Source organism: Pseudomonas sp. EA_65y_Pfl1_P113 (assembly GCF_963970525.1).
In the GTDB taxonomy this organism is placed as follows: Bacteria; Pseudomonadota; Gammaproteobacteria; order Pseudomonadales; family Pseudomonadaceae; genus Aquipseudomonas; species Aquipseudomonas tritici.
Window position 1 is genome coordinate 318,849 of record NZ_CAXAQM010000002.1, and the last position, 24,173, is coordinate 343,021.

A 24,173-nucleotide genomic window follows, 5' to 3' on the forward strand; every position below is an offset into this window, starting at 1 on the left:
AATGTTCTAAACGGCCGGAAGTAATGCGCGACTCCCGGCCGGTGTGTGGAAGCAGCCAATCAGAACCGATAACTGACAGAGGCTCCAAGACCGCTCGCGCTGTTTTTATACTTGGAACTGTATGCGCCCCTGGTCGCAGAGACGTGGTTGATCTGAACACTCTCTTCCCACAGATAAGAGTAGGCGACATCAATCGTGACATTGTCTACCGGGGTCCAGCCTGCGCCGACGCTGAACACTTTCCGGTCGCCCGTAGGAATGCGCGGCCCTCGATCGGTGTTATTGGTGGGCGACTGATCGACCGAGAAGCCGGAACGAAGCACCCAGTGATCATTTAACTTGTACGCCGCGCCGATCGCGTGAGCCCACGTATCATGCCAGTTCTGTTCTTCGGTGACGGAACCTAGCTGAGCATTCAACAAAGGAGGCAACCCTTTGGTCTCGCTGGTCAATTCCTTGAAGCGACTCCACCGCGTCCAGGTACTCCCAGCGTATAGGGTCCAGTCATCATCCAGTTGATGAGTCAACGACATGTCCACGGACTCTGGAGTATCCACCGCCAGCGAAGCGTCATAGCTGCGACCACTCACCCCCAGCACGCTAAAGAGACCGCCAGTGACCTTGGTCTTGGCATCCAGGCGGTAGCTGACCTTGGAATGGTAAGTCATCCCCAGGCGGGTTCGGTCTGTAGCCTGCACCAAAATACCCACGTTGAAACCCAGAGCCGTGTCATCCCCAGTGCTTTTGAGTTTGCCGTCATTGCGGCCGGGGCTCAGCGGATTGGGCACCATCCCGGACAGCTCGCCGCTGATGCGGTTGATGGTAGGACCAAACCCGATCGATACTTTATCGTTAAAGGCATAGCTGACCGTGGGCTGAAACGTAAGGGTCGTGACTTCACTTTTGTTGGCATAGTAACGGCCAGCAAAATCGCTGCCGTAATCGGTCATCAGACCAAACGGCACATAGAACCCCACACCGAATGCCCAATGCTCATCAATAGGCTTGACGTAGTACCCCATCGGTACCGTGGTCACTGGCACCATGTCGCCGTCTTCCTGACCGCCGAATGTACTGCGCGTCTGGCTTATATCCGACTTCGCGAAAAGCGTCGCGCCGCCCACGCTGACCTGCTCGTTTTTCAAGCGAGCCATACCCGCCGGATTACCGAAGACGGTGCTCGCGTCTTCAGCCGAAGAAGAGCGACCGGCAAACCCGGAGCCCATCCCGCTGATGCTTTGTTCGTTTAGCGCAAAACCGCTCGCTAGCACATTAGAAGAAGCAAGCACGACAGCCAGTCCAAGTGGACGCTTGAGCATTTTTTTTTTCATTATTAGAACTCTTCTTGATTACCGGAAAGAACCGGTTAGCAGTAGTTTTGTTATGGCTTTCAGTTCGTTTGCATCATGTAAAAGGGCCACCGTCTGTCACGCCCAAAGGACCCGGCGACCGTCACGGAAGTAATAGAGCGGCGCTGAATCATGACAATTCCTCCGAAGCTGAGGCGTCATATTTAGCTATGTGACCATTTATGTCAATGGTCACAAATCAGACAGAAAGAGTTACCACGCAGCACGATGCCGTGGCAGAACCTGGAAAGATATTTTTTAGACCCTCACATGAAAGCTGCGCAGGATACGCAGCCTGGAATCACGGCATGAGGCTGCGCAATATTAAGTTTGAGGTTAGCGTGGGTGCTGTCTCAACGAAGTCGAGATTGTATTGCAGCAGCAAAGGGTTGACGAAAGGCCGCAACGCAAAATGGATGGAATCTACCGTCTCGTCCAATGGAGTTTTGCGTTCAAATTCACCGCTTTCCCGGCCGTCACGCACAATCTGCAATACGAAACGTTTAATCTTTGCGTCGTAATTTTGTGTACTCGGCCAGCTTTCTGACGCCGCAAGAGCGGCAATGTCATAGAGTTTTCGATCGTTAAAGAACAGGCTTGCACCTGTGGAGATCAAGGTCCTGACCAAGCGTCGAAATCGCTCCGTCGACGAAATATCATCGACACTGATGGCATGTTCAACCGCCGCAACGATTTCCACCAGGCAATTTGAGCAGATGGCTTCGCCGATCGCCTGTTTGGAATCGAAGAATTTGTAGATGTAAGCCTTGGAAAATCCGATAGCATTGGCCAGGTCGGAAACCGTGGTTTTGCTGTAACCATACTGGCTGAAATGCTCGTTGGCCGCCGCGACAATCTGATCTCGAATGTCATGATCGGCTGGGCCACGAACGCCGGGTGAGGAGACTGATGACTGGTTCATGCTCGTAGCTTACGCATCCCCATCAAGGTTGACAACTTGTGACCATTTTGCAATATAGTCACAATGCACTTGCACCACTCAGCGCAGCAACTCGTGTGATTCATCCCTCTTTACGGCCTTAACCGGCCGTTTTTTTCTGGCAAATATATGGATTAAGTCCAAGGGCGATACGAACTGACTAGGCGGAGGATCAACTGCACACCAATTTGACACGGGACCTAATGATAACTGTCGCTTCAACGTCTTTGAGATAAGGCGCATCAATGGGGTGTTCGCCAAGCTCGAATGGGCTGTTCACCCAGCTACTTTTTGGATCTCAGCCACCACATGCTTCACTGCGTCTTCGATCGCACCTTCATTACGGCACATCACCCAGCCATGATCCGCAACCGCCTGCTCGAACATCTCTGTGCATGTAACATGCTCTGCATACTTCTGGATCACTGTACCGCCCAATCCTCGCGACCGTGCAGTTGCCCTCGCCCACGAAATATCCGGCGCGGTGACAACGCCGACATGCACATCCGGTACTCGCACGTCTCGCTCCTGGTTCAACTGGAGAATCTCTGCAAACGAGACGGTGTGTCGAAACGCAGCATCGGACGGATACCAGCGATCAATCAGGATAATGCTGTCCAACGGCTGCTGAGTCAGCACGTTCCGGGATATCCAGCTGCGACTGTCGGCAAAGCGCTCGCACACAGCCCATTCCAGATTCCGTGAGGGATTTCTGGCAAGCTCATTAACCAGGGCCATGGTTTCCCTTCTGTAGGGATCGCTTTTTCTCTCGCAAAGTCGGATGACTTTCTTGTTGTCCGCCCTCAGTGTTGCCGTTACGGCCTCCAACAGCGTGGTTTTGCCGGTGCCTTTGGGCCCATCCAGAGAAACAAAAAACGGAATATTCATTTGTCACACAGTTATCAGGACAAAGATGACCACTCTAACTGCATTTTCATGCTGCCCACGCACCCATGCACTTTCACAAGTAATTTTCCCACCCCCTAGGTATGCTCCGCGTCTATTGCCGATCACTGATACCGGGATGCCAGCCCAAGTCTCTGCTGCACAGTCGCAGTCTATGGAGCCGTATCCTCTCAAGGACGTTTGAAAGATGAGCACCCCCGCGCTGGACATCAGCAGCCTGACCCCCTTGCCTTACCATCAGCGTGTGGTCGATTACCTGAAAGCCCATGAACCTGTCGTGTGGGAATGGGCCTCGTCTCTGGGTGTTCAGCAGGAACATGCCCAGGATGTACGCGCGCAGTTGCTAAGAAACACGTATCGCCTGAGCCCAGAGACCCACCCGCAGGCCTATCAGGCGTGTGAGACGGCGCTGCAATGCTTGCAGATCCAGGCGCCCGCGACCCTTTATCAAGCCGGCGATGGCACGATGAATGCCAGCCTGTATTACCTGGCCGGTGAAGTGCACGTGGTGTTCTACGGGCCGGTTCTTGAGCGACTGGACGCTCAGGAGTTACTGGCGCTGCTGGGGCATGAGCTGGCCCATTACCGCTTATGGTCTGAGCACGGTGGCGACTATCTCACCGCCGAGCGGATTCTCAATCACGCCATGGCCGATATGAATACGCCTCCCAGCCTGGAACAGACCGCACGTTTATATAGCCTGCACACCGAAATCTACGCCGACCGAGGCGCGGCCCTGGTGGCTAGCGGACCGGACCGACAGCGTCGATTACCTCGCTGGTCAAGATTCACACCGGGATTGTCAGCGTCGATGCCGCCAGTTATCTGAAGCAGGCTCAGGAACTGGATGGTAATGAGGCACAGGTCTCCCAAGGCGTTTCGCACCCGGAGACGTTTCTGCGCTCCCAGGCGGTGGACAACTGGTGGCGGCAGGTGCCGGATACCGACAATTGGCTATATGGCCGGTTGCGTGGGCCGTTGTCGCTCAATCGCTTGGATGTAACCGGCCAAGTCGAGCTGACCGCCCTCACCCGCAGGTTTATCGCCGGCTTCATCGGCACCTCTGTGCTGCAATCGGAGGTGGTGCTCAATCAGGTGCGTGGTTTCTTTCCCGACTGGAAAGACAATGAAGCGACGCTGGACCTGGGCACGCTAAATGCCGAGCTTGTCGACGCGAGCATCCACGAATACCTGCACTTCATCATGCTCGACCTGAGCCTGGTGCACCGCGACCTGCGAGATGAGGCCTTGTTGCACGCGGCGCGCACCGCGAAGAAACTCGGCAGTGCCGACGACTTTATCCGCGTGCTCAAGCGCGATATCAAATTACCCAAACGTGAGCTCGACCCGATCGTTCGCGCGCTCAAAGCGGAGGTCGACACATGGACCCGATAACCCAACCCATCAACTTCACTCAATTGCTGCAGACCCACGATGGCGTCGCCGTCCCCATTGACGATGTGCTGTTCCTGGCGCTGCCGCTACTGCGTCAGGTCGCGCACTTGCATGAACTGGGACGTGTCGCCCAGCTCAGTTATCTCGATGTGCTGCAAGGGCCGGAACGCACGCTGCAACTGCGCAATCCCGAGGGCGTTACGCCACGGCTGGCGTTGGAAGCGATCAAGCAGGTGCAACCTAATCCCGAGTCGGCGCTGAATGTCGTCGGCAAGGTCCGCCTGATCCGGGATTCGGAAAGTGGTGTGGCCGTGACCGACCTGCAAGTCCAGGAAGACCCGCATGAGACGATTGATCACCCGGTTTTCCTCACTGACCTGCACAGTTGGGAGCATCGCCTCGGGCACCACGACGAAATCACCGATATTTTCCAGCTCGGCCAATTGCTGGCCTGCCTGGCGTGCGGGTTGGATTTCGCCGATATCAACGACCTCAAGGCCTTTGCCCGTCACCGCCGTAACCTGTTTCAGCTCAACGGTCGGCTCAACCCGGTGCTGGCCAATCTGATCGTCGAAATGACGGAGCTGAACCGCCATGAGCGCTCCAGGGATGTCAGTTCGCTGATTCGACGCCTGGAATCCTGGCGCGAGCAGCCGGCCAGCCTGGATGTCGAGCGTGTGTTGGCCCAGGCCGAAGGCCCGGCTTCACGGCGCACCGTGGTGCTGGAGCATCTGCGCAACCGGTTGTTTGACCTTTCACGACGCAACCGCCTGTTGTACTTCAGACCGACACAAGCCAACGTCAACTTGACCGTAGCCAGCGTCCCCTTGGTGATGCGTGTTGAAAGTATCCGGCCCGAAGCCTTGTGCACCTGGCAGCCCACCTTCGGTGGCTTCTCCGAGCAGGTGTTGAGCGGCAAATCGGTTGGCCTGCAACAATGGTTGCGGTTTGAAGACCAAACCTGGTTGCAGGCGTCGCTCGAACGCATCATTCAGGAAACCCGCCGCGACCGCGCAGAGTTCGGTTTCAGCAACCTGCGCCTGGTCGTAGCCTTCATACGCTGGCACAACCTCAAGGACACGCCGCAAGAGCGCATCGTCACTCCCCTGCTCTGGCTACCGGTGGAACTGAGTCGCAAAAAGGGCGTGCGCGACCAGTTCATGTTGCAGTGCGATGAGACCGAAGCGGAGTTCAACCCGGTACTGCGTCATCAATTGCGTCAGCTCTACAATATCCAGTTGCCGGAAACCGTTGACCTGCAAAAGACCTCCCTGGAAGCCATCCACGCCGATATTGCGCGCCAGATCAAACTGACCGAGCCCGGCGTCGAGTTGCGCCTGCAAAGCAAGCCGCAAATCGAGCTGATCCACCAGAAGGCCGTGCAGCATCTGCAGCACTTCCAGCGCCGTCGTGCCCGCCAGCGCTTGTCGACGCCTTTGGTGAAACCGGATTTCAGCTACGACCGCGAAGATTTCCGTCCGCTGGGCCTGCAATTGTTCCAGCAGAAGGTCCTGCCCAGCGAGTTGCCGCTGCGCCTGGCCGTAGGCGCCAAACCCGTGCTGCGCAATCAACATCCTCAGATGGTTGCCAGCAGCGCCGAAAACAGCACCTTCGCCATGCCCGAGAACCAGGGGCATCGCTACGCCTGGGACATCGACCTCACCCAGGTAACCCTGGCCAACTTCAACTATCGCAAGATGTCGCTGGTGCGTGACTACGCACAGCTGATCGACGAGCCGGCGCAAAATGAAGCGTTTGACCGGATGTTCTCGATCGAGCCTCGAGACGTCGAAGTACAGTCCTCGGACCCGATCCCGCTACCCGACCAGTGGAACGTGGTGGCCGGCGACGCGACGCAGAACGCCGCCGTCAGTCTGGCCAGGACCGGTCGTCACTTCATCATTCAAGGGCCTCCGGGCACCGGCAAGTCACAGACCATCACCAACCTGATCGCCGACTATGCCGCGCGGGGCCTGCGGGTGTTGTTTGTGTGTGAAAAGCGCGCGGCGTTGGACGTGGTGTTCCATCGCCTGCAACAGAGTGAACTGGGCGAATTGTGCTGCCTGATTCACGACTCCCAGACGGACAAGAAAGCCTTCGTGGGCAACCTGCGCGAGTGTTATGAGCGCTGGATTGCCGGCGATGCTCAATCGCCGCAGTTGCAAGCACGGCGCGACGCCACACTGGCCACCCTGAGCCAACAACTGGGCCTGATTGAGCGCTTTGAGCAGGCGATGGTCGGGGTGCCGGAGTCCTTGGCCTGCTCGGTGCGTGAGTTGGTCCGTCATGTGATCGAGCTGCCACCCGTTACTGCATCGCTACCGCCCGAAGCCCTGGAGCGCCTTCCCGAATGGCGTCACTGGCAGGCACAACACGAGCTGACCGGCCGGTTGTATCAGGCCATCAAGGAACGCTTCGGCCTCGACAGCTTTGCGCGTCACCCCTTCAGTCGTCTGGCCTCAGGCCTGATCGCCCACGAGCATGCCTACGGCCAGCTCAAGGCGTTTCTGGAGGAAGCCAGTGGGCTGATGGACAGCGTCGAGTCTTTCCTGGAGTCATCGTCCACCCTGCTGTCCGGTGACACCCACCTGACGGATGCATGCTTGCTGACCCAGGCCGCCGAGCAACTGACCGGGGCCAACCTGGCGGCGCACCTCGACCTGCTGGAGCCTGGTTCAGCGGGTTCCCAAACGCTGCACGCCGAACAGGCCGCCTTGCAGGCACTGATCGTGCAACTGCACAACGCCAGTGAAACCACGCGCCATTGGCGCGAAAAACTTGAGCCTCAAGATACCAAAGCGGCCCTGGAGCAGGTACTGCGCCAGGAAGGTTCACTGCTGCGTTGGTTGCAACCCGCCTGGTGGCGCCTGCGTGGCGAACTTCAACGCCGCTACGACTTCAGTCAGCACGCGATTCGCCCCAGCCTGCGCAGTGTGCTCGACAACCTGGCCGGCGAACACCGCGCCACTGCCGAGCTGCACGTCGAACAGCAACGCCTGCAAAGTCGCTATGGCATCCAGGATATCGACTTGTTCGTGCACAATCTGAACGCCCTGCTACAGCAACTGAGCGCATCACCGTTTTTGCGAAAGTGGGTCGAAGGTCTGCGTGGCAACCCGAGCACCTTGCCCGGTGTACGCCAGGAAGCCAGCCTGCGCCAGCCCATAGCGCGCCTGGACAAGCTGGTTGCCCAGCATTGCGTGTTCGACCCGGCGCCAAGCCTGGCCGAGCTGGCCGAATACCTGCGCGACCTGCGTGAAGAACTCGACGAACTGCCCGACACCCTCCCCCTGCTCAACGAGCTGCACCAGGCCGATCCCGTCTGCCTTGCGGTCGTGCAGCAGTATGCTTTGCCACAGCACGCGCTGGACGGGTTGATTGCCCAGGAAAACCTGACCCGCCTGTACCGCGCCAACCCGCAGTTGGCACGCTTCGATGGCCCGGCCTTGAGCCTGGCCGCGCGTCAGGTCAGCCAGGCTGAAAGTAACCTGCTCAAGAGCAATGCTCACGTGCTCAGCGCTACGCTGCACCAGCGTTTTTTGGAGCATGTAAAGCAATCGGCGATGTCGGTGACACAATTGGACGCGCCGGCCCGCGAGTTCAAGAAAGCCTATGCCAAGGGCCGTCGCGAACTGGAACATGAGCTGGGCAAGACCATGCGCTATCGCTCCATTCGCGAAATGGCCAGTGGCGACAGCGGTCGGGTGATCAACGACCTCAAGCCCATCTGGCTGATGAGCCCGTTGTCGGTGTCCGACACCCTGCCGTTGACCCCAGACCTGTTTGATGTGGTGATTTTTGACGAAGCCAGCCAGATCCCCAGCGAGGAAGCCGTGCCAGCCCTGAGCCGCGCGCAGCAGGTGATTGTGGTGGGTGACGAGATGCAGTTGCCACCGACCAACTTCTTCTCCAGTGCCGGCGACCAGGACGATAACGACCTGATTGCCATGGAGGACGGGGAACAGATCGCAATCAACCTCGATGCCGACAGCCTGCTGAGCCAGGCCGCACGCAACTTGCCGGCGACCCTCCTGGCCTGGCACTACCGCAGCCGGCACGAAGCGTTGATCAGTTTCTCCAACGCAGCGTTCTACGAAGGGCGGCTGATCACCATTCCTGACCGGCGTATCGAGCGCCCTGCCCCAGCCCACGCCGCCCTGGACTCCACCGATGCCCAGGCGGTGATTCAGGGTGCCAACACGCTGCTCGACAGCCCGATCAGCTTTTTGAAGATGAGCGATGGCGTCTACCTCAGCCGCAGCAACCTGGCCGAAGCCCGCTACATCGCCAACCTGGTGCGTGAACTGCTGCAACGCGAGACCGGCCTGAGCCTGGGCATTGTGGCCTTTTCCGAGGCCCAGCAAGGTGCCATCGAGCAAGCCCTGGAAGGCCTGGCCAGCAACGACCCGGCCTTTGCCACACGCCTTGAGCGCGAGTATCTGCGTGAAGATGCCGGGCAGTTCAATGGCCTGTTCGTCAAGAACCTGGAGAACGTCCAGGGTGATGAGCGCGATGTGATCATCCTGAGCATCTGCTACGCGCCGGGACCGAACGGCAAGATGTTGATGAACTTCGGCCCGATCAACCAGCGCGGCGGGGAAAAACGCCTTAACGTGATCTTCAGTCGTGCGCGCAAGCGCATGGCGATTGTCTCCAGCATTGAGTCCGAAGCCATCACCAACACCCACAACGATGGTGCCGCCGCACTGCGTGCGTTCCTGCAGTTCGCCCAGGCCAGTGCCAGCGGGGATGCGCCGCGCTCACAGGGTATCCTCGCCAACCTCAATCCAGGCGCCAAGCAGTCCTTTGCCGTCAGCCTGCCCAAGGACCACCTGCGCAGTGCCCTCGCCGCCGCGTTGCGCAAGCGCGGCCATTCGGTCCAGGAATATGTCGGGCGTTCACAGTTCCGCTGTGACCTGGCGATCAGCGACGCCAGCGGTGAACACTTCAGTCTGGGAGTGCTGCTGGACAGCGACACGTCGGCCGCGGCTGACGTGCGTGAGCGTTACATCTTCCGCCCGACGGTTTTGCGCAGCTTTGGCTGGAAGATCATCGATGTGCTCAGCCATGACTGGTTGCGCGACCCGGAAGACGTGCTCAATAGCATCGAAACACTCCTACGGGGTGAGGAAGCCCCTGCGCTGCCAGAGCCCGAACAGGTAGAGGAAACAGTCGAGATTGAGGCCGAACCACCAATCATCACTGAAGCGACACTCTTGATGCGTGAGTTCACCTTTGGTGAAGGCAACTCCAACAAGTTCTGGCGTATTGGCGTCGCGGAGTCCGAGGTGACGGTGAATTTCGGCCGCATCGGCACCAAGGGCCAGACCCTCATCAAGTCCCTCAACAGCCCTGAACGTGCTTTGCGCGAAGCGGAAAAGCTGATCGCGGAGAAACTGCGCAAAGGGTATCAAGAGCAGGCGGGCTCACTTCTTGATAGCAAGGCCACCGGCCTGTTGAAGGGCTCGGACAAGGAGAATAGATAACGGGGCCTGGCCATCGCCTTCTTGGCCGCATCTCCGACCCTTAGCCCAGAGTGGCGTCTCCTGATCATCACGGGTTTCTGTGGTGGACTTACCACTTTCTCCACATTTTCAGCCGAAACGGTTGCCTTGATTCAGGAAGACAGACTGCGATGGGCGCTCGGCTCTATTTCGTTGCACGTCCTAGGTTAGTTAGCGATGACCGCTGCCGGGCTTCTGTCCTAGCAACTGATTGCGACTCGCTGAAGAGATAGAAATGACAGCTTCTCGATCACCGTTTGATCGCGGTTTATCCTCATGCCCATCGTCTAGAATTGCGACAGTAGTTGCGCAGTGAGTGCACGCTGTCGGGCGACGGTGCAACGGATTATTTATTCCACTAAGAGGTCAGTCTGGCTTCAAAAGCCCTGCTCAGGTAGTTGCGGGTTGTTAATAATGGGGTACGTCAAATTGTCGTCAGTCATTGAGACATAACGCTCAGTGAACTCATGAGCCGTCATAGGACGACCATAGAGGTAGCCTTGGCCCTCTCCGCATAAATAATGCCGCATCAGACTTTCCTGTTCGCGTGTTTCTATGCCTTCCGCAGTGACCTGAAGATTAAAGCCGGCAGCCAGCCTGACAACAGCCTCGATGATGACTTCATCTTTTTTACTACGTTCGACGCCACTGACAAACGAACGGTCAATCTTAAGCCGTGTGACCGGGTAGTCTTTCAGAAGGCTCAAAGAAGCATAGCCTGTGCCAAAATCATCGAACGCAATGCCTACACCCAACGAGCGAAGGTAGCGCAGGGGCTCCATAATTCGCTGTTCGTTTCGCAAAATTATATTTTCTGTAATCTCCAGTTCGAGTGCGCTCGCCGGTAAAGAAAAGTCGTTAAGCGCACTTTCAACCGTTTCAGCAAAGTCGCGCGTCCGAAACTGAGCTGCGAACAAGTTGACGCCGATCCTGAAGCCGTCACAGCCGATATTTCGCCAATGAGCTGCCTGTTCACAGGCTGAGCGCAATATCCACTCGCCCACCGGTACCGCTAGAAGGCCTGCTTCTAGTACAGGTAAAAAAACCGCTGGAGACATGACACCCAGTGTTGGATGGTTCCATCGTATAAGTGCTTCGGCCCCAGTAATCACGCCATCTGCAAGGCGTACCTGGGGCTGGTAGTACAGTTCAAATTCTTTGTTCGCCCATGCCTGACGCATTGATGAGCTGAGCGCTCCTCTCTTTGACGCGGTGTGTCGATGCTCGGAGGTGAACATACGAACAAGGGATCGCCCGTCAGACTTGGCTTGATAGAGCGCCAAATCCGCGTTGCCTAGCATTTGCTCCCCATCGTAATCAGAGCCTGATCTCATCGACACGCCAATACTGGCTCCGATATAAATAGAATTATCTTGAAACTCTATAGGTTCCTCAATGAGTGCGATGAGCGCCAAACCAAGCTCAATCGCTTTGTGCTCATCGGCAATCTCTGCCATGAACACTACAAATTCGTCCCCACCCAGACGGGCCACCATATGACACGTCGGTACGCGTTTGCGAAGACGACTTGAAGTCACCCTGAGGACAAAATCACCAGCCGCGTGGCCTAACGTGTCGTTAACATCCTTGAAACCATCCAGGTCGATCAGAAGAATTGCCGCTGCTATCTGCGCGTCACACGCCTCCTTAATACGCTGCTTAAGTGTTGATCGATTAGCGAGGCCTGTCAGATGATCGTACTCAGCAGCGTGCTTCAGTAGTTTTTCCGCCGCTACACGTTTTGTGACGTCACGGATGATCGCCCCAACTTGTGCCTCACCGGCTTCAGTCCATTGTGAGAGAGAGAGCTCGATGGGTATTTTATGGCCGTCACGATGCAGGGCCGTCAAGTTGACGGATTTTCCGATGATGCTGGTTGGGCCGCCTGAGACTACCCTCGAAAAACCGGCATGATGCCTGGAGCGCATCTCTTGCGGAATAATGATGTCGAGAGTCTTTCCAACTGCGTCTTCGGATCTATGCCCGAAAATAAGCTCGGCCGAATTATTCCACGAGGTGATTTGATTTTTGCTGTTTGAGCAAATAATGGCATCGGGTGAAGTCGACGTGATATTCATGAACCGAGTGAGGCTATCCTCGTTCTTGAGTTCGAGCCGACGTAACTCCATTTTTTCAATAACGATGACGGCCAAGTCCTTAAGAACACGCTGGTCACGTTCTGAAAATTTCTCTCTTGGCTTATTGTCGATCAGGCATAAGCTACCCAGCATATGCCCCGTGGCCGTTACCAGTGGCGCCCCCGCGTAAAAGCGAATATGGGGAGCTCCGACAACCAGGGCGTTTGATCTAAACCGCTCATCCTGCAATGCATCAAGTATCAAAAAAACGTCACGACCCATGATCGCATAATTACAAAATGAGACGTCACGACCTGTTTCACACACAGCGAGGCCAACACGTGCTTTGAAGAATTGTCGGTCGCGGTGTACCAAAGAAATCAGGACGATGGGTACATCAAAAATCCGAGATGCCATTTGGACGATCTGATCATATTCGTGCTCAGGTGGCGAATCCATCAGCTCGAAAGCATTCAACATCTGAATGCGCTCTTCATCATTATCACTGACTGGGTAAGTACTCATTTGAGGTTATCGCTAAAAGCTGACCGCACATAGAAAGCGACGCGATTGGTATGGATCGCTGCTACTTCAGCATCGCTGCAAATAAGCCGCAAAAATATGCTCACGTCATGAAAAAAAAAGAAAATTCTGTACATTTCAATACCTGTCCGCAGCGTATCGGCAGCTATTTCGAGCGGCTCATCATCTGTATCGTCAAAAAAACGGATATCTGTAGAAATCTCTTTCAGCGCGCAGGCGTGCGGGATGAGCGCGTATCGGGCCGAGACGCGACGCATCGACTTCATATTCGAACACGATGAGCACCTTGATCCGTTCAAAGTTGCTGAGCATCGAAACAGGCTTCGCCTCAATCGAACCCCTCCCGGCAAGATGGGTCTGCTCTTGTATCACTCTCGGGAATAGATCCAATGTCCACGCAACACAGCCTAGTAGTACTCGCTCGCGGCGGATACGCCGCTCGAGGCGTGCTTTATTTGATCATCGGTATCTTCGCGCTGCTGGCAGCACAGGATTCGACAAAGCCGAAGGACAGCCATAAGAGCCTGGAAGCCTTGCTTGGCCAGCCATTCGGCTATTTTTTGGTTGGGCTTGTGGTGGCAGGTCTGCTCGCTTTTGCTGGTTGGCGCGTCCTGCAAGCGACGCGTGATGTCGATCATCACGGCACAGAACTCAAAGGTTTGGTTATTCGAGCGGGCCTGTTTTCCGCAGGTGTCTTCAACGGGGCTTTAGCGTTTTTTGCACTCGGCCTCCTCATGAGCGGCATTCGAAGCTCGGGCAATTCCGGAGGGCAAACCCAAGATTGGCTGGCGCATCTGTTGTCTTGGGAATACTCGAACGTGTTGGTGTACGTGATCGCCCTCATTCCACTTGGCGTTGGAGTGGCTCACATCATCAAGGGATGGAAAGCGTCATTCGAGAAATACTTTAACGCCGATGAAGACGTCATGCGCTACGTACGGCCAGTGTCTCGGTTCGGTCTCATAGCTCGTGGCGTCGTGTTTATAGAGATTGCGTTACTACTGGCAGTCAGCGGTTCATCCTATCAAGCCATGGACCCACCTGGTATGAAGGAAGCGCTCGACGCGCTCCAGAACCTCCCGGGTGGATGGTTGATTTTGATGGTGATGGCCTTGGGGCTGATTGCTTTCTCGGTTTACAGTTTTTCTGAAGCGTTTTGGCGCACGATAAATATGGATGTGCCAGGCGTACCGAAAACGTAGTTGAAGCCGTTACGACGAGTGTTTTTTTGCACTTCACATCGGTTGGTAGCTAGACGCCACGGCGGCACTATGCAAATCCTGAATAGCCCCAACGCTCGAATGGCGTTAGCATCCTGCCCATTGGGTTTAACGATCAGGGTCGTACTGTGGAAAAGCTAAATCGCCTTCAAAGCGGAATCGAAGGGTTGGATGTCCTGCTCAAGGGCGGACTGGTCGCTGGGGCCTCTTATATCATTCAGGGGCGCCCTGGGTCCGGCAAAACCATTCTGGCCAACCAGCTTGGGTTCCACCATGCGCGCAACGGCGGGCGTGTCTTGGTTGCCACGCTGCTGGCCGAATCCCATGACCGGCTGTTCCAGTTCCTGTCGACCTTGAGCTTCTTTGACGCAGCCCGGGTGGGCGCAGAAATTCAGTTCGTCAGCGCGTTTGATACACTGGAAAACGAAGGTCTTGATGAAGTGGTCAAGCTGCTACGGCGCGAAATCAGCCGGCAGAAGGCAACGGTCTTGGTGGTAGACGGTTTACTCAACGCGCGCTCCAAAGCCGACTCCCCGATCGATACCAAGAAATTCATTTCTGAACTGCAAGGTCACGCCGCCTTTGCCGGTTGCACCGTCCTGTTCCTGACCAGCTCGCGATTGGATGACGGTAGCCCCGAGCACACGATGGTCGACGGTGTAATCGAAATGGGTGAGGCGTTGTTCGGTACGCGTTCGGTCCGGCGTATTCAATTGCGCAAGACCCGAGGCAGCGGCGCGCTGACCGGCCTGCATGAGTGTGAAATCACTGACGACGGCCTGATGGTCTATCCGCGTCTGGAAAGCCTCTATAGCTACCCTTCTTCACACGACGACGCCGACCTCACGCGTATCCCCAGTGGCATCGGGTCGTTGGATGAGATCCTGCATGGCGGCCTGCACCGTTCTAGCGTCACGCTGGTGATGGGGCCATCAGGGATCGGCAAGACCACCCTGGGCCTCAAGTTTCTGGCTGAGTCAACGGTGGAGTCGCCCGGCCTGCATTTTGGTTTCTATGAAAGCCCTCAGCGCTTGCGTCTGAAGGGTGAGTCGTTGGGCATCGATATCAAACAGCTGGAACACAGTGGAGCGCTGACGATCGCCTGGCAACCGACAACCGAAGGTTTGCTCGACGGGCTGGGTGCACGTGTGTTGCGTGTCGTCGAGGAGAAAGGGATCAAGCGTCTGTTCATTGACAGTTTGAGCGGGATGACCCGTGTGTCGAATAACCCCGCGCGCATCACCGACTTTTATAGCGCGCTGATGAATGAGCTGCGTTGCAGGGGCGTCACGGTATTTGCATCCATCGAGGTCCACGACCTTGTCGGCTCCGAGGTCAGCGCGCCGGCCTCTGAACTGTCCAGCATTGCCGACAACCTGATGTTGATGCGCTTCCAGGAAATTCAATCTGAACTTAAGAGGACGCTTTCCATTCTTAAAGTGAGAGACAGCTGCTACGACACCTCATTGCTGGAGGTCGTCATCCGTGACCAAACCGTTGAACTGAGAAAGGTTTTCCGACATGCATCCTCAGTTCTCGCACACTCTGCGCTGCCAGGCTCAGCCTTATAAGTACTTGGGTAGGTTGAATTGACATGTCCACCATCCTTGTCGTCGACGACGAATACTTGATCGCCGATATTCTCGGCTATGCGCTGGAGGATGAAGGATTCATGGTCGTTAAGGCCGGTAATGGTCGCAAAGGCCTTGAAGTGCTGGAGCGCGAGCGGCCAGCGTTGATCATTACCGACTTCATGATGCCCGTTATGGACGGCCTCGAGTTCGCCACGGCCGTACGTGCGCTGCCGTCGCTCAATCACTTGCCTATTATTCTGGTGAGTGGTGCGCAAGCCCATGTCGGCATGGAAAGATCAGACTTGTTTGATGCAGTGCTGGATAAGCCCTTCAAGATTGATTTGATCATCGCCGAAGTACGACGCCTGTTGACACCTGCTTGAATGCCGAACCTTTGGCAGGTGTCGGCGATGCAGCGAAGGCGCCCTCCTCTTGCCTGTGCGTTTATCGGGCTGGATGGGCGCTCCGGTTGATCAAAACTCCGTAATCACAGTGACACCGGCAACTTCGAACCTGTCCATATTCATTAACGCGTCTATGGACCATTTAAGGAAGCCGTATGCGTTAAACGCATACGGCTTCCTTAAACGTCATAATCCCCTGTTTCCTGGCGTGTTAATCTCGCACCACCACGAATAGACATTGATCGTCACTCGACGATGACCAGAACCAGGAAAGAACATGCCGAAACTCTCTCACTCAGCCTTGCGCCGCAAATTCCGTGAATTGCTAGCCACCCCAGCGTGCGTTGAAACCGCCTCCGTATTCGACCCAATGTCGGCGCGTATCGCCGCCGACCTGGGTTTCGAAGTCGGCATCCTCGGGGGCTCGGTCGCTTCGTTGCAGGTACTGGCCGCACCCGATTTCGCGCTGATCACCCTGAGTGAGTTCGTTGAACAGGCCACCCGCATCGGTCGCGTGGCCCAGTTGCCGTTCATCGCCGACGCTGACCACGGCTATGGTAACGCGCTGAACGTAATGCGTACTGTCGAAGAACTTGAGCGCGCCGGTGTGGCCGCGTTGACGATTGAAGACACGTTGCTGCCGGCGCAATTCGGGCGTAAGTCCACTGACCTGATCTCCATTGAAGAAGGCATCGGCAAGGTGCGGGCTGCGCTGGAGGCACGGGTTGATCCAGAGCTGTCGATCATTGCCCGAACCAACGCGGGCGTGTTGCCGACCGAAGCGGTTATCGAGCGGACCCTGGCTTATCAGAAAGCCGGTGCCGATGGGATTTGCATGGTGGGTGTCAGTGACTTCGAACACCTGGAAAAGATCGCCGAGAACCTCACCGTACCTCTGATGCTGGTAACCTACGCCAATCCCAAACTCAACGATGCCCAGCGTCTGGCGAGCCTGGGTGTACGCGTAGTGGTGGCCGGTCACGGCGCTTACTTTGCAGCGATCAAGGCTACCTACGACAGCCTTCGTGCCCAACGCCAACTGACTCACAGTACGTCAAACCTCAGTGCCACCGAGCTGACGCACACCTACACGCTGCCGGAAAGCTATGTGGCGTGGGCGGAAGAGTTCATGGACGTCAAAGAGTAATCCCCAAGCCGGAACGAGGGGGTTCCCCTCCTCCCTCTTCACAGGGTTACCGCTATCAGCCCACCCAGCCCACCGCGGTCTTCGGAATCACTTCCGACTCATCCAGCTTCGACGCAAACATGCTCACGGCCTCCACCGCGTCGCTGGTGCTGGTGCGAATCTGCAGGATGACCGAGCCCGCCTGATCAGCCAGGTTGACACCGCGTTGGGCGCCTTCCTGGGTGGCGTTCATGCTGGTGACGGCGTCGCGGGTTTCCGCGAGGATCATGCCGATCATCTCGGCGATTTCCGCCGTGGAACGGCTGGTGCGCCCGGCCAGTTGCCGCACTTCATCGGCCACTACCGCAAAGCCACGCCCTTGATCGCCCGCACGCGCCGCCTCAATAGCAGCGTTCAGCGCCAACAAGTTGGTCTGGTCGGCGATACCGCGAATGGTGTTGACGATAGCGGTGATCTGCTCCGAACGATCGCCCAGTTGCCCGACCAGTCGCGCAGAGGCGCCAATGTTGTCGGCGATGCGGCGCATCTCACTGGCGGTCTCCTGGATCACCTGGGTGCCATGTTCGGCAAAACGCTCGGTCTCGGACGAGATATGGTAGGCACGTGAAGCGCCACGGGAGTCTTCCTCGAACTTCTCAACACGCTCGGTGATATCGCTGGCGAACTTGACGATCTTGGTCAACTTGCCGTCGCCATCGTAAACCGGGTTGTAACTGGCCTCCAGCCATACCACCCGGCCATGTTTGCCCAGGCGCTTGAATTGCCCGGTGAAAAATTCGCCATTGTTCAGGCGCCCCCAGAAGTCGGCATATTCACCGCTGTTGACCAGGGTCGGTTCGCAAAACAGGCGGTGGTGTTTGCCTTTGAGTTCCGCCAGCGAATAACCCATCACGCTCAAGAAGTTGGCGTTCGCGTCCAATACGTGGCCGCCGAGGTCAAACTCGATCACGGCCATCGCCCGGTCCAGCGCGACCAGTTTGCTGGAAGCGGCCGCTTCCTGTTCCACTTTGGCGGTGACGTCCAAGGCGTACTTGACCACTTTCAGTACCTGGCCGCGTTCATCCAGGACCGGGTTGTAGCTCGCTTCCAGCCAGACCGTCTTGCCGTTGGCATCGACCCGCTTGAAGGTGCCTGACACAAATTTGCCCGCCTTCAAATCACTCCAGAATTGGCTGTAGGCCGAACTGCTGGTCAGCGCCGGCAAGCAAAAGTCGCGGTGGGATTTGCCGCTCAATTGAGCAGCGCTGTAGCCCATGGTCTTGAGAAAGTTATCATTGGCCAGCAGCACCTTGCCATTGAGGTCAAATTCGACCACGGCCATGGAGCGTTCCAGTGCGACGATCAGTCCTTTGTACTCGGTGGATTCGGCCTTCCTGGCCGCCAGTTCTGTTTTGAGTGCTTTATTGAACATGACGTACCCTCAGCCGTGCGGAAAACTGATTTCTTTATTGGCTATCGGCTGCGTAATACGCGACTTGACGGGGAAAAAAATTTTATTTTCTGGCGCCAGATTATTGCTGGAGCCCCCGTCATTCAGGGCTTTGCGTCGAGCAGTGCCAGTGTGCTGTTCCGCCGCTGGGCGTAGTTTGCCCCTGCTGTCGTTTTCGAGGACCATGGGTGCCTTTCTGAACCTGCCAACGCGAGGCACCCATGGCCAACCACGACCTGCACTACACCCCTGATCCAGATGCCGACTCGATTTCATCGGATGTGATCGGCTTCAACGGCATCCTGGTGTCCACCCAGATCCCGACCCGCGCCGATGGCAGCCTGGAACTGGGCGACATCACCCTGCAAAGCGAATGCACGCTAGAAGCCTTGAAGGTCGCGCTGGAAAAGGCTGGCAGCTCGATGGACCGGGTGATGCACTTGACCATCTACCTCACCGACATGGCCGATCGCGCCGCTTTTAATGAAGTCTACAAACGCTTCTTCGCCAAGCCCTGGCCCGTGCGCGCGGCGGTGGGTGTGGCGGCGTTGGCGGTAGAAGGCATGCGTGTGGAAGTCACCGCGATGGCTGCCAAGGCCTAAGCCGCACTCGGTCAACAATGTGGGAGCGAGCAAGCCCGCTCCCACAGTTGATTGGGTTTGCCCCCTCAAAGCATGGGGAGCACCGGCGGTAGGCCCTGCGGTAGGTGCCTGCCCAGCGTTTCACAGCTACAATGCGCGCCTCAACCGTGACAAGCCTGACTAAAAAAACTATGTCCTTGCCCAAGCATCACCTCGAATTGCTCAGCCCTGCCCGCGATGTCGCTATCGCGCGCGAGGCCATCCTGCATGGCGCCGACGCCATCTACATCGGCGGCCCGAGCTTCGGCGCGCGCCATAACGCCTGTAACGAAGTGAGCGAGATCGCTTCCCTGGTGGAGTTCGCACGCCGCTACCACGCGCGGGTGTTCACCACTATCAACACCATCCTGCATGACAACGAGCTGGAACCCGCGCGCAAGCTGATCCATCAGCTCTACGACGCCGGCGTCGATGCGTTGATCGTGCAAGACCTGGGCGTGATGGAACTGGATATTCCGCCCATCGAGCTGCACGCCAGCACCCAGACCGACATTCGTACCCTCGGCCGTGCCAAGTTCCTCGACCAGGCCGGTTTCTCGCAGCTGGTATTGGCCCGTGAGCTGAACCTGCAGGAAATCCGCGCCATCGCTGATGAAACCGATGCGGCCATTGAGTTCTTTATCCACGGCGCCCTGTGCGTAGCGTTCTCTGGGCAGTGCAACATTTCCCACGCGCAAAATGGCCGCAGCGCCAACCGTGGCGACTGCTCCCAGGCCTGCCGCCTGCCATACACCTTGAAGGATGACCAGGGCCGCGTCGTGGCTTTTGAAAAGCACCTGCTGTCGATGAAAGACAACAACCAGAGCGCCAACCTGCGCGCCCTGGTCGAAGCCGGCGTGCGCTCGTTCAAGATCGAAGGCCGCTACAAAGACATGGGCTATGTGAAGAATATCACCGCCTATTACCGCCAGCGCCTCGACGAGATTCTTGAAGACCGCCCGGACCTGGCTCGCGCTTCCAGCGGCCGTACGGCGCATTTCTTCCTGCCCGACCCGGAAAAAACCTTCCACCGTGGCAGCACCGACTATTTCGTCAGCGACCGCAAGATCGACATCGGCGCCTTCGACACCCCGACGTTTACCGGCTTGCCGGTGGGTGTGGTGGAAAAAGCCGGCAAGCGCGACTTGCAGGTTGTTACCCATGAGCCATTGTCCAACGGCGACGGTCTCAATGTGCTCGTCAAGCGTGAAGTCGTGGGTTTCCGCGCCAACATCGCCGAGCCTAAAGGCGAGTTCGAGGAAGACGGCGAGAAACGCTACCGCTATCGCGTCGAGCCGAATGAAATGCCGGCCGGCCTGCATCAACTACGCTCGAACCATCCACTGAACCGCAACCTGGATCATAACTGGCAGCAGGCCTTGCAAAAGACCTCTGCCGAGCGCCGTATCGGCCTGGCGTGGGCCGCTCGCCTGCGTGAAGACCAACTGGAAGTCACCGCCACCAGCGAAGAAGGCATCAGTGCCAGCGTCACCCTGCCCGGCCCGTTCGGCGTGGCCAACAAGCCGGAACAGGCGCTGGACACCCTGCGCGACCTGCTCGGCCAGTTGGGCACTACTGAATACCACGCGACGGACGTCCAGCTGGATGCACCGCAAGCGTTCTTCATCCCCAACTCACAGCTCAAGGCGCTGCGCCGCGAAGTGATTGAAGCGCTGACCGCCGCCCGCATCGCCGCTCACCCGCGCGGTGGCCGCAAAGCCGAGACCTCGCCGCCGCCGGTGTACCCGGAAGCACACCTGTCGTTCCTGGCCAACGTCTACAACCAGAAAGCCCGCGACTTCTACCACCGTCACGGTGTGAAGCTGATCGACGCCGCCTTCGAAGCCCACGAAGAAACCGGCGAAGTGCCGGTGATGATCACCAAGCACTGCCTGCGTTTCTCGTTCAACCTGTGCCCTAAACAGGCCAAGGGTGTCACCGGCGTGAAGACCAAGGTAGCGCCGATGCAGTTGATCCATGGCGATGAAGTGCTCACCTTGAAGTTCGACTGCAAGCCGTGCGAGATGCACGTGGTGGGCAAGATCAAGGGGCATATCCTTGGCTTGCCGCAACCGGGCAGCGCGGTGGAGCATTTCAACCCGCAAAACATCATCTTTCAGGGCACGCACTAACCCTGTGGGAGCGGGGCCACCACCAGCCCCGCTGCAACCCCGCAGCCGCCAGCAGAATCGCCGCTACCCCCAGCCATTGCAGCCAGCCGAGGCGATGCCCGAAGGCAATCCAGTCGACGAAGATCGCCGCGATCGGGTAGATAAACGACAGTGCTCCGGTGATGGCCGTCGGCAACTTCTGGATCGCGCCATACAACAACACATACATCAAACCAGTGTGCACCACGCCAAGCGTTACCAGTGCGGCCCAGGCGTTTGGCGCAGTTGGCAGGCCGTTCCAGGGCACCAAAGGCGCCAGCAGCACCGCCCCGGTTGCAACTTGGATCAACGCCATCAAATGCGGCGGTACGTCTTTCAAACGCTTGATGATCAACGCTGCAATCGCATACAAAAACGCTGCGCCCAACGCTAGCGCGATCCCCGCCAGGTAATCCCCGCCGCTGCTCTGCTGATCGCCATGGGCGGTAACAATCGCCAACATCCCGAGAAACGCCACGCTCAGCCACGCGAGCTTCTGCACGGTGATTTTTTCACCCAGGAACACCGCCGCCAACATCACCAACATGAACGGCTGCACGTTGTACACCGCCGTACTGATGGCAATTGACGCGTGGGAATAGGACTCAAACAGCAACAACCAATTACCGACAATCGCCACCCCACTGAGCATCGCCAGCCCGACCTTGGCCCAACTGAGCAGGTCCAGACGCAAGTACCCGAGTATCGCGCACACCAGCAACAGTGTCAGCCCGCCGATCACGCAGCGCCAGAACACCACTTCGATCACCGACACGCCAGAGACCAATACAAACCAGCCAATGGTCCCCGAGATCAGCATGGCGGCGACCATTTCCCACGACCCGCGACGAATGGATGTGTCCATGATTAAGGCTCCTCAAGTGAGGCTCAATTATGGCAATCTGCTTGAGAGCGGCTCCAGTGACTAAAATAGGTCAAACACCTGGATGACCTTTACTTATTAGGCGGATCCCATGATTGACACCATCGACCAGCAACTGATCGCCGCTTTGATGGACGACTCACGCTTGTCGCTCAAGGCCCTGGCCGGCATTACCGGGCTGTCCTCGCCCAGTGTTGGCGAGCGTTTGCGGCGTCTTGAAGAGCGCGGCGTGTTGACCCACTACACCGTGGATATCGACCCCAAGCATTTTGGCTACCTGTTGCAGGCCATCGTGCGTATCCGCCCGTTACCCGGCAAATTGCAGGAGGTGGAGCGCCAGATCCAGGCGATCCCCGAGTTCACGGAGTGCGACAAGGTCACGGGCGAGGATTGTTTTATTGCGCGGCTGCATGTGCGCACCATGGATCATCTGGACAGTTTGCTTGACCGGCTTAACGCGTATGCCGAAACCAACACGGCGATCGTCAAGAAGACCCCGGTGAAACGGCGATTGCCGCCACTGGGGGATTAACGGGGCAGCTCACACAATTAGAACTGTTTCGTTTATTCGTGCAGTATTTTTGCTGCTGCCAATAAGCCTCGGAACTTACGATAACGCGCATCCAGCACTGACCGTTGATTTGCATCTGGCAAATACCTCGCCTTCACGGGCATCCCTGCCTGCAACAACGCCTCCCCCTGCCCAATCGCCAGGAACCCCAGCTTCGCCGCGCCGATACACGCACTCAACTCACTGCCGTGCAAGGTGAAGATTTCTCGCTGCAGGATATTCGCCAGCAACTGCGCCCAGTATTCACTGCGCGCCCCGCCCCCCACCAGGGCGCATGCACCCACATTCGCACCCGCCGATTGCACGGCGTGCAAGGCATCGAGCAAACCGAAGCCCACACCCTCCATCACCGCGTAGCCGAGCATGGCGGGCGTGCAGTCATGGCCCAGGCTCATGAATCCACCGCGCAGCAACGGATCGTTATGGGGGGTACGTTCACCGGCGAGGTACGGTAGAAACAGCGGTGTGTTCAAAGGCACAGGCTGCCCTATTGGCAACTGCAGTTGCACCTGGCCCAACAACGTTTGCTCATCCGCCGTGCCGGTCAGCCGCGTCACCCAGCGCAAGCAACTGGCACCGGCCAGCATCGCGCCCATGGTGTACCAACGGTTGGGTAACGCATGGCAGAAGCTGTGCACGGCACTGGCCGGGTTGCCGGCAGCGTGGGCAGTGATTGCGACAATCGCCGCGCTGGTGCCGAGGGTGATGAAGCCATCGCCTGCGTTGATCGCACCGATACCCACGGCGGCCACCGGGTTATCGCCACCGCCGCCCGCAAGCACTACGTCAGTCGACAGCCCCAGCTCGGTCGCCGTCAAACCCGCACTCGCGGCGCCGCCTTCGACCAACCTGGGCATCTGTTCCGGCACAAGGCCCGTAGCGCGCAGCATCGGGGCGAACCACTCACGCTGTGCCACATCCAGCCACAACGTCCCGGCAGCGTCGGACATCTCGCTGATACGCTCGCCACTCAGGCGCAAACGCAGGTAGTCCTTGGGTGACAGCACACAGTCGATGGCCTTGAATACCGCAGGCTCATGCTGTTGCAACCACAGCAATTTCGGCGCCGTGAGCCCGGCCATGGGCAGGCTGCCCGTGACGTCGGCAAACCCCGCCCCCAACTGTTCAGCTTCAGTGATCGCGCGGGAATCGTCCCACAGGATTGCGGGATACAACACGCGGTTGTCATCCCCCAACAACACAGCACCGTGCATTTGCCCGGACAGGCCGATACACGCCACACGCGCAAACGCCTCGTGCGCACGCAGTTGCCCCAACGCCTTAACACACGCCTGCCACCAATCTTCCGGCGCTTGCTCGGACCAGCCGCAGTGGCGCCGCGACACACTCAAACGCACGCCAGCGTGGGCCAGCACCCTACCGTCAAGGTCCATCAGGATGGCCTTGAGTTCAGAGGTGCCGAGGTCTATTCCGAGGGAAACAGGCAGGTTCATACGTAA

Annotated in this window: 17 protein-coding genes and 3 pseudogenes; 10 read left to right on the plus strand and 10 right to left on the minus strand. The window is 57.6% G+C overall.

The genetic code is table 11. The features are described 5' to 3' along the window. Positions 1–59: 59 nt before the first annotated feature. The 3 genes from AACY52_RS03550 to AACY52_RS03560 all read right to left on the minus strand — a co-directional run bounded on the left by AACY52_RS03550 (position 60) and on the right by AACY52_RS03560 (position 3,177). Positions 60–1,331: an outer membrane protein transport protein gene (locus AACY52_RS03550; RefSeq protein ID WP_339494552.1), complete on the minus strand. Its 1,272-nt coding sequence runs from the start codon at positions 1,329–1,331 to the stop codon at positions 60–62. 319 nt (positions 1,332–1,650) lie between these two features. Next, positions 1,651–2,271 carry a TetR/AcrR family transcriptional regulator gene (locus AACY52_RS03555; RefSeq protein ID WP_339420237.1) on the minus strand — a complete coding sequence of 207 codons (621 nt, stop codon included), beginning with the start codon at positions 2,269–2,271 and terminating at the stop codon, positions 1,651–1,653. Between the two features lie 294 nt (positions 2,272–2,565). After that, positions 2,566–3,177: a dTMP kinase gene (locus tag AACY52_RS03560; protein ID WP_339530148.1), complete on the minus strand. Its 612-nt coding sequence runs from the start codon at positions 3,175–3,177 to the stop codon at positions 2,566–2,568. Positions 3,178–3,382: 205 nt separating this feature from the next. On the opposite strand from AACY52_RS03560, the pseudogene AACY52_RS03565 reads away from it, so the two are divergent. From AACY52_RS03565 to AACY52_RS03575, 3 genes and pseudogenes are all read left to right on the plus strand, one after another. After that, a pseudogene (locus AACY52_RS03565) lies at positions 3,383–4,590 on the plus strand (M48 family metalloprotease). Beyond that, a complete protein-coding gene (locus tag AACY52_RS03570; RefSeq protein WP_339560251.1) occupies positions 4,578–10,076 on the plus strand; it encodes a WGR domain-containing protein in 5,499 nt (1,832 codons plus the stop codon). Before AACY52_RS03565 ends, AACY52_RS03570 begins: the two are co-directional and overlap by 13 nt. A gap of 3 nt (positions 10,077–10,079) precedes the next feature. Further along, positions 10,080–10,265: pseudogene (locus AACY52_RS03575) on the plus strand (CrcB family protein); the annotation flags it as partial. Positions 10,266–10,471: 206 nt separating this feature from the next. Here AACY52_RS03575 and AACY52_RS03580 read toward each other — a convergent pair. Together AACY52_RS03580 and AACY52_RS03585 are read right to left on the minus strand one after the other, a co-directional pair. Continuing rightward, the gene (locus tag AACY52_RS03580; RefSeq protein WP_339428454.1) at positions 10,472–12,697 is read right to left on the minus strand and encodes an EAL domain-containing protein; all 2,226 of its coding nucleotides are present in this window, start codon (positions 12,695–12,697) and stop codon (positions 10,472–10,474) included. Continuing rightward, positions 12,694–12,981 (minus strand): hypothetical protein, encoded by a 288-nt coding sequence (locus AACY52_RS03585; protein ID WP_339420229.1) that lies wholly within the window; start codon positions 12,979–12,981, stop codon positions 12,694–12,696. The genes AACY52_RS03580 and AACY52_RS03585 overlap by 4 nt, the downstream gene beginning before the upstream one ends. A 123-nt stretch (positions 12,982–13,104) precedes the next feature. On the opposite strand from AACY52_RS03585, the gene AACY52_RS03590 reads away from it, so the two are divergent. From AACY52_RS03590 to AACY52_RS03605, 4 genes are all read left to right on the plus strand, one after another. Beyond that, positions 13,105–13,917: a DUF1206 domain-containing protein gene (locus AACY52_RS03590; RefSeq protein ID WP_339439241.1), complete on the plus strand. Its 813-nt coding sequence runs from the start codon at positions 13,105–13,107 to the stop codon at positions 13,915–13,917. A 146-nt stretch (positions 13,918–14,063) separates the two neighbouring features. After that, positions 14,064–15,506 (plus strand): ATPase domain-containing protein, encoded by a 1,443-nt coding sequence (locus AACY52_RS03595; RefSeq protein ID WP_339428452.1) that lies wholly within the window; start codon positions 14,064–14,066, stop codon positions 15,504–15,506. A gap of 23 nt (positions 15,507–15,529) precedes the next feature. Next, on the plus strand, positions 15,530–15,892 hold the full coding sequence (locus AACY52_RS03600; protein WP_065873108.1) for a response regulator: 363 nt from the start codon (positions 15,530–15,532) through the stop codon (positions 15,890–15,892). Between the two features lie 298 nt (positions 15,893–16,190). Continuing rightward, entirely contained in the window at positions 16,191–17,060 is an 870-nt protein-coding gene (locus AACY52_RS03605; RefSeq protein WP_339420223.1) for an oxaloacetate decarboxylase, read from the plus strand. Between the two features lie 55 nt (positions 17,061–17,115). Here the strand turns inward: AACY52_RS03605 and AACY52_RS32170 are convergent, their stop codons facing one another. From AACY52_RS32170 to AACY52_RS03615, 3 genes and pseudogenes are all read right to left on the minus strand, one after another. Beyond that, positions 17,116–17,610, minus strand: a complete 495-nt coding sequence (locus tag AACY52_RS32170; RefSeq protein WP_370467915.1) for a methyl-accepting chemotaxis protein — start codon at positions 17,608–17,610, stop codon at positions 17,116–17,118. A gap of 93 nt (positions 17,611–17,703) precedes the next feature. Then, positions 17,704–18,471, minus strand: a pseudogene (locus AACY52_RS32175) (PAS domain-containing protein); the annotation flags it as partial. A gap of 9 nt (positions 18,472–18,480) precedes the next feature. After that, positions 18,481–18,675 carry a hypothetical protein gene (locus AACY52_RS03615; RefSeq protein WP_339420220.1) on the minus strand — a complete coding sequence of 65 codons (195 nt, stop codon included), beginning with the start codon at positions 18,673–18,675 and terminating at the stop codon, positions 18,481–18,483. Positions 18,676–18,710: 35 nt separating this feature from the next. Here AACY52_RS03615 and AACY52_RS03620 point away from each other — a divergent pair, with 35 nt between their 5' ends. Then, positions 18,711–19,091, plus strand: a complete 381-nt coding sequence (locus tag AACY52_RS03620) for a RidA family protein (protein WP_339420219.1) — start codon at positions 18,711–18,713, stop codon at positions 19,089–19,091. A gap of 170 nt (positions 19,092–19,261) precedes the next feature. After that, complete coding sequence (locus AACY52_RS03625) at positions 19,262–21,241, plus strand: U32 family peptidase (RefSeq protein ID WP_339420218.1); 1,980 nt, start codon at positions 19,262–19,264, stop codon at positions 21,239–21,241. Here the strand turns inward: AACY52_RS03625 and AACY52_RS03630 are convergent. Beyond that, the gene (locus tag AACY52_RS03630) at positions 21,219–22,124 is read right to left on the minus strand and encodes a DMT family transporter (RefSeq protein WP_339420217.1); all 906 of its coding nucleotides are present in this window, start codon (positions 22,122–22,124) and stop codon (positions 21,219–21,221) included. The genes AACY52_RS03625 and AACY52_RS03630 overlap by 23 nt on opposite strands. 109 nt (positions 22,125–22,233) lie before the next feature. Here AACY52_RS03630 and AACY52_RS03635 point away from each other — a divergent pair, with 109 nt between their 5' ends. Continuing rightward, positions 22,234–22,674, plus strand: coding sequence for an Lrp/AsnC family transcriptional regulator (locus tag AACY52_RS03635; RefSeq protein ID WP_049708345.1), 441 nt, complete (start codon positions 22,234–22,236; stop codon positions 22,672–22,674). A gap of 32 nt (positions 22,675–22,706) precedes the next feature. Here AACY52_RS03635 and xylB read toward each other — a convergent pair whose 3' ends face one another. Continuing rightward, positions 22,707–24,167, minus strand: coding sequence for a xylulokinase (gene xylB, locus AACY52_RS03640; protein WP_339560252.1), 1,461 nt, complete (start codon positions 24,165–24,167; stop codon positions 22,707–22,709). Between the last annotated feature and the right edge of the window lie 6 nt (positions 24,168–24,173).

What these genes read in the sequence shown, in the direction of transcription:
- AACY52_RS03550 (WP_339494552.1), bottom strand. Translation starts at nt 1,331, where the DNA reads ATGAAAAAAAAAATGCTCAAGCGTCCACTTGGACTGGCTGTCGTGCTT.
- AACY52_RS03555 (WP_339420237.1), bottom strand. Translation starts at nt 2,271, where the DNA reads ATGAACCAGTCATCAGTCTCCTCACCCGGCGTTCGTGGCCCAGCCGAT.
- AACY52_RS03560 (WP_339530148.1), bottom strand. Translation starts at nt 3,177, where the DNA reads ATGAATATTCCGTTTTTTGTTTCTCTGGATGGGCCCAAAGGCACCGGC.
- AACY52_RS03570 (WP_339560251.1), top strand. Translation starts at nt 4,578, where the DNA reads ATGGACCCGATAACCCAACCCATCAACTTCACTCAATTGCTGCAGACC.
- AACY52_RS03580 (WP_339428454.1), bottom strand. Translation starts at nt 12,697, where the DNA reads ATGAGTACTTACCCAGTCAGTGATAATGATGAAGAGCGCATTCAGATG.
- AACY52_RS03585 (WP_339420229.1), bottom strand. Translation starts at nt 12,981, where the DNA reads ATGAAGTCGATGCGTCGCGTCTCGGCCCGATACGCGCTCATCCCGCAC.
- AACY52_RS03590 (WP_339439241.1), top strand. Translation starts at nt 13,105, where the DNA reads ATGTCCACGCAACACAGCCTAGTAGTACTCGCTCGCGGCGGATACGCC.
- AACY52_RS03600 (WP_065873108.1), top strand. Translation starts at nt 15,530, where the DNA reads ATGTCCACCATCCTTGTCGTCGACGACGAATACTTGATCGCCGATATT.
- AACY52_RS03605 (WP_339420223.1), top strand. Translation starts at nt 16,191, where the DNA reads ATGCCGAAACTCTCTCACTCAGCCTTGCGCCGCAAATTCCGTGAATTG.
- AACY52_RS03615 (WP_339420220.1), bottom strand. Translation starts at nt 18,675, where the DNA reads ATGGTCCTCGAAAACGACAGCAGGGGCAAACTACGCCCAGCGGCGGAA.
- AACY52_RS03620 (WP_339420219.1), top strand. Translation starts at nt 18,711, where the DNA reads ATGGCCAACCACGACCTGCACTACACCCCTGATCCAGATGCCGACTCG.
- AACY52_RS03625 (WP_339420218.1), top strand. Translation starts at nt 19,262, where the DNA reads ATGTCCTTGCCCAAGCATCACCTCGAATTGCTCAGCCCTGCCCGCGAT.
- AACY52_RS03630 (WP_339420217.1), bottom strand. Translation starts at nt 22,124, where the DNA reads ATGGACACATCCATTCGTCGCGGGTCGTGGGAAATGGTCGCCGCCATG.
- AACY52_RS03635 (WP_049708345.1), top strand. Translation starts at nt 22,234, where the DNA reads ATGATTGACACCATCGACCAGCAACTGATCGCCGCTTTGATGGACGAC.
- xylB (WP_339560252.1), bottom strand. Translation starts at nt 24,167, where the DNA reads ATGAACCTGCCTGTTTCCCTCGGAATAGACCTCGGCACCTCTGAACTC.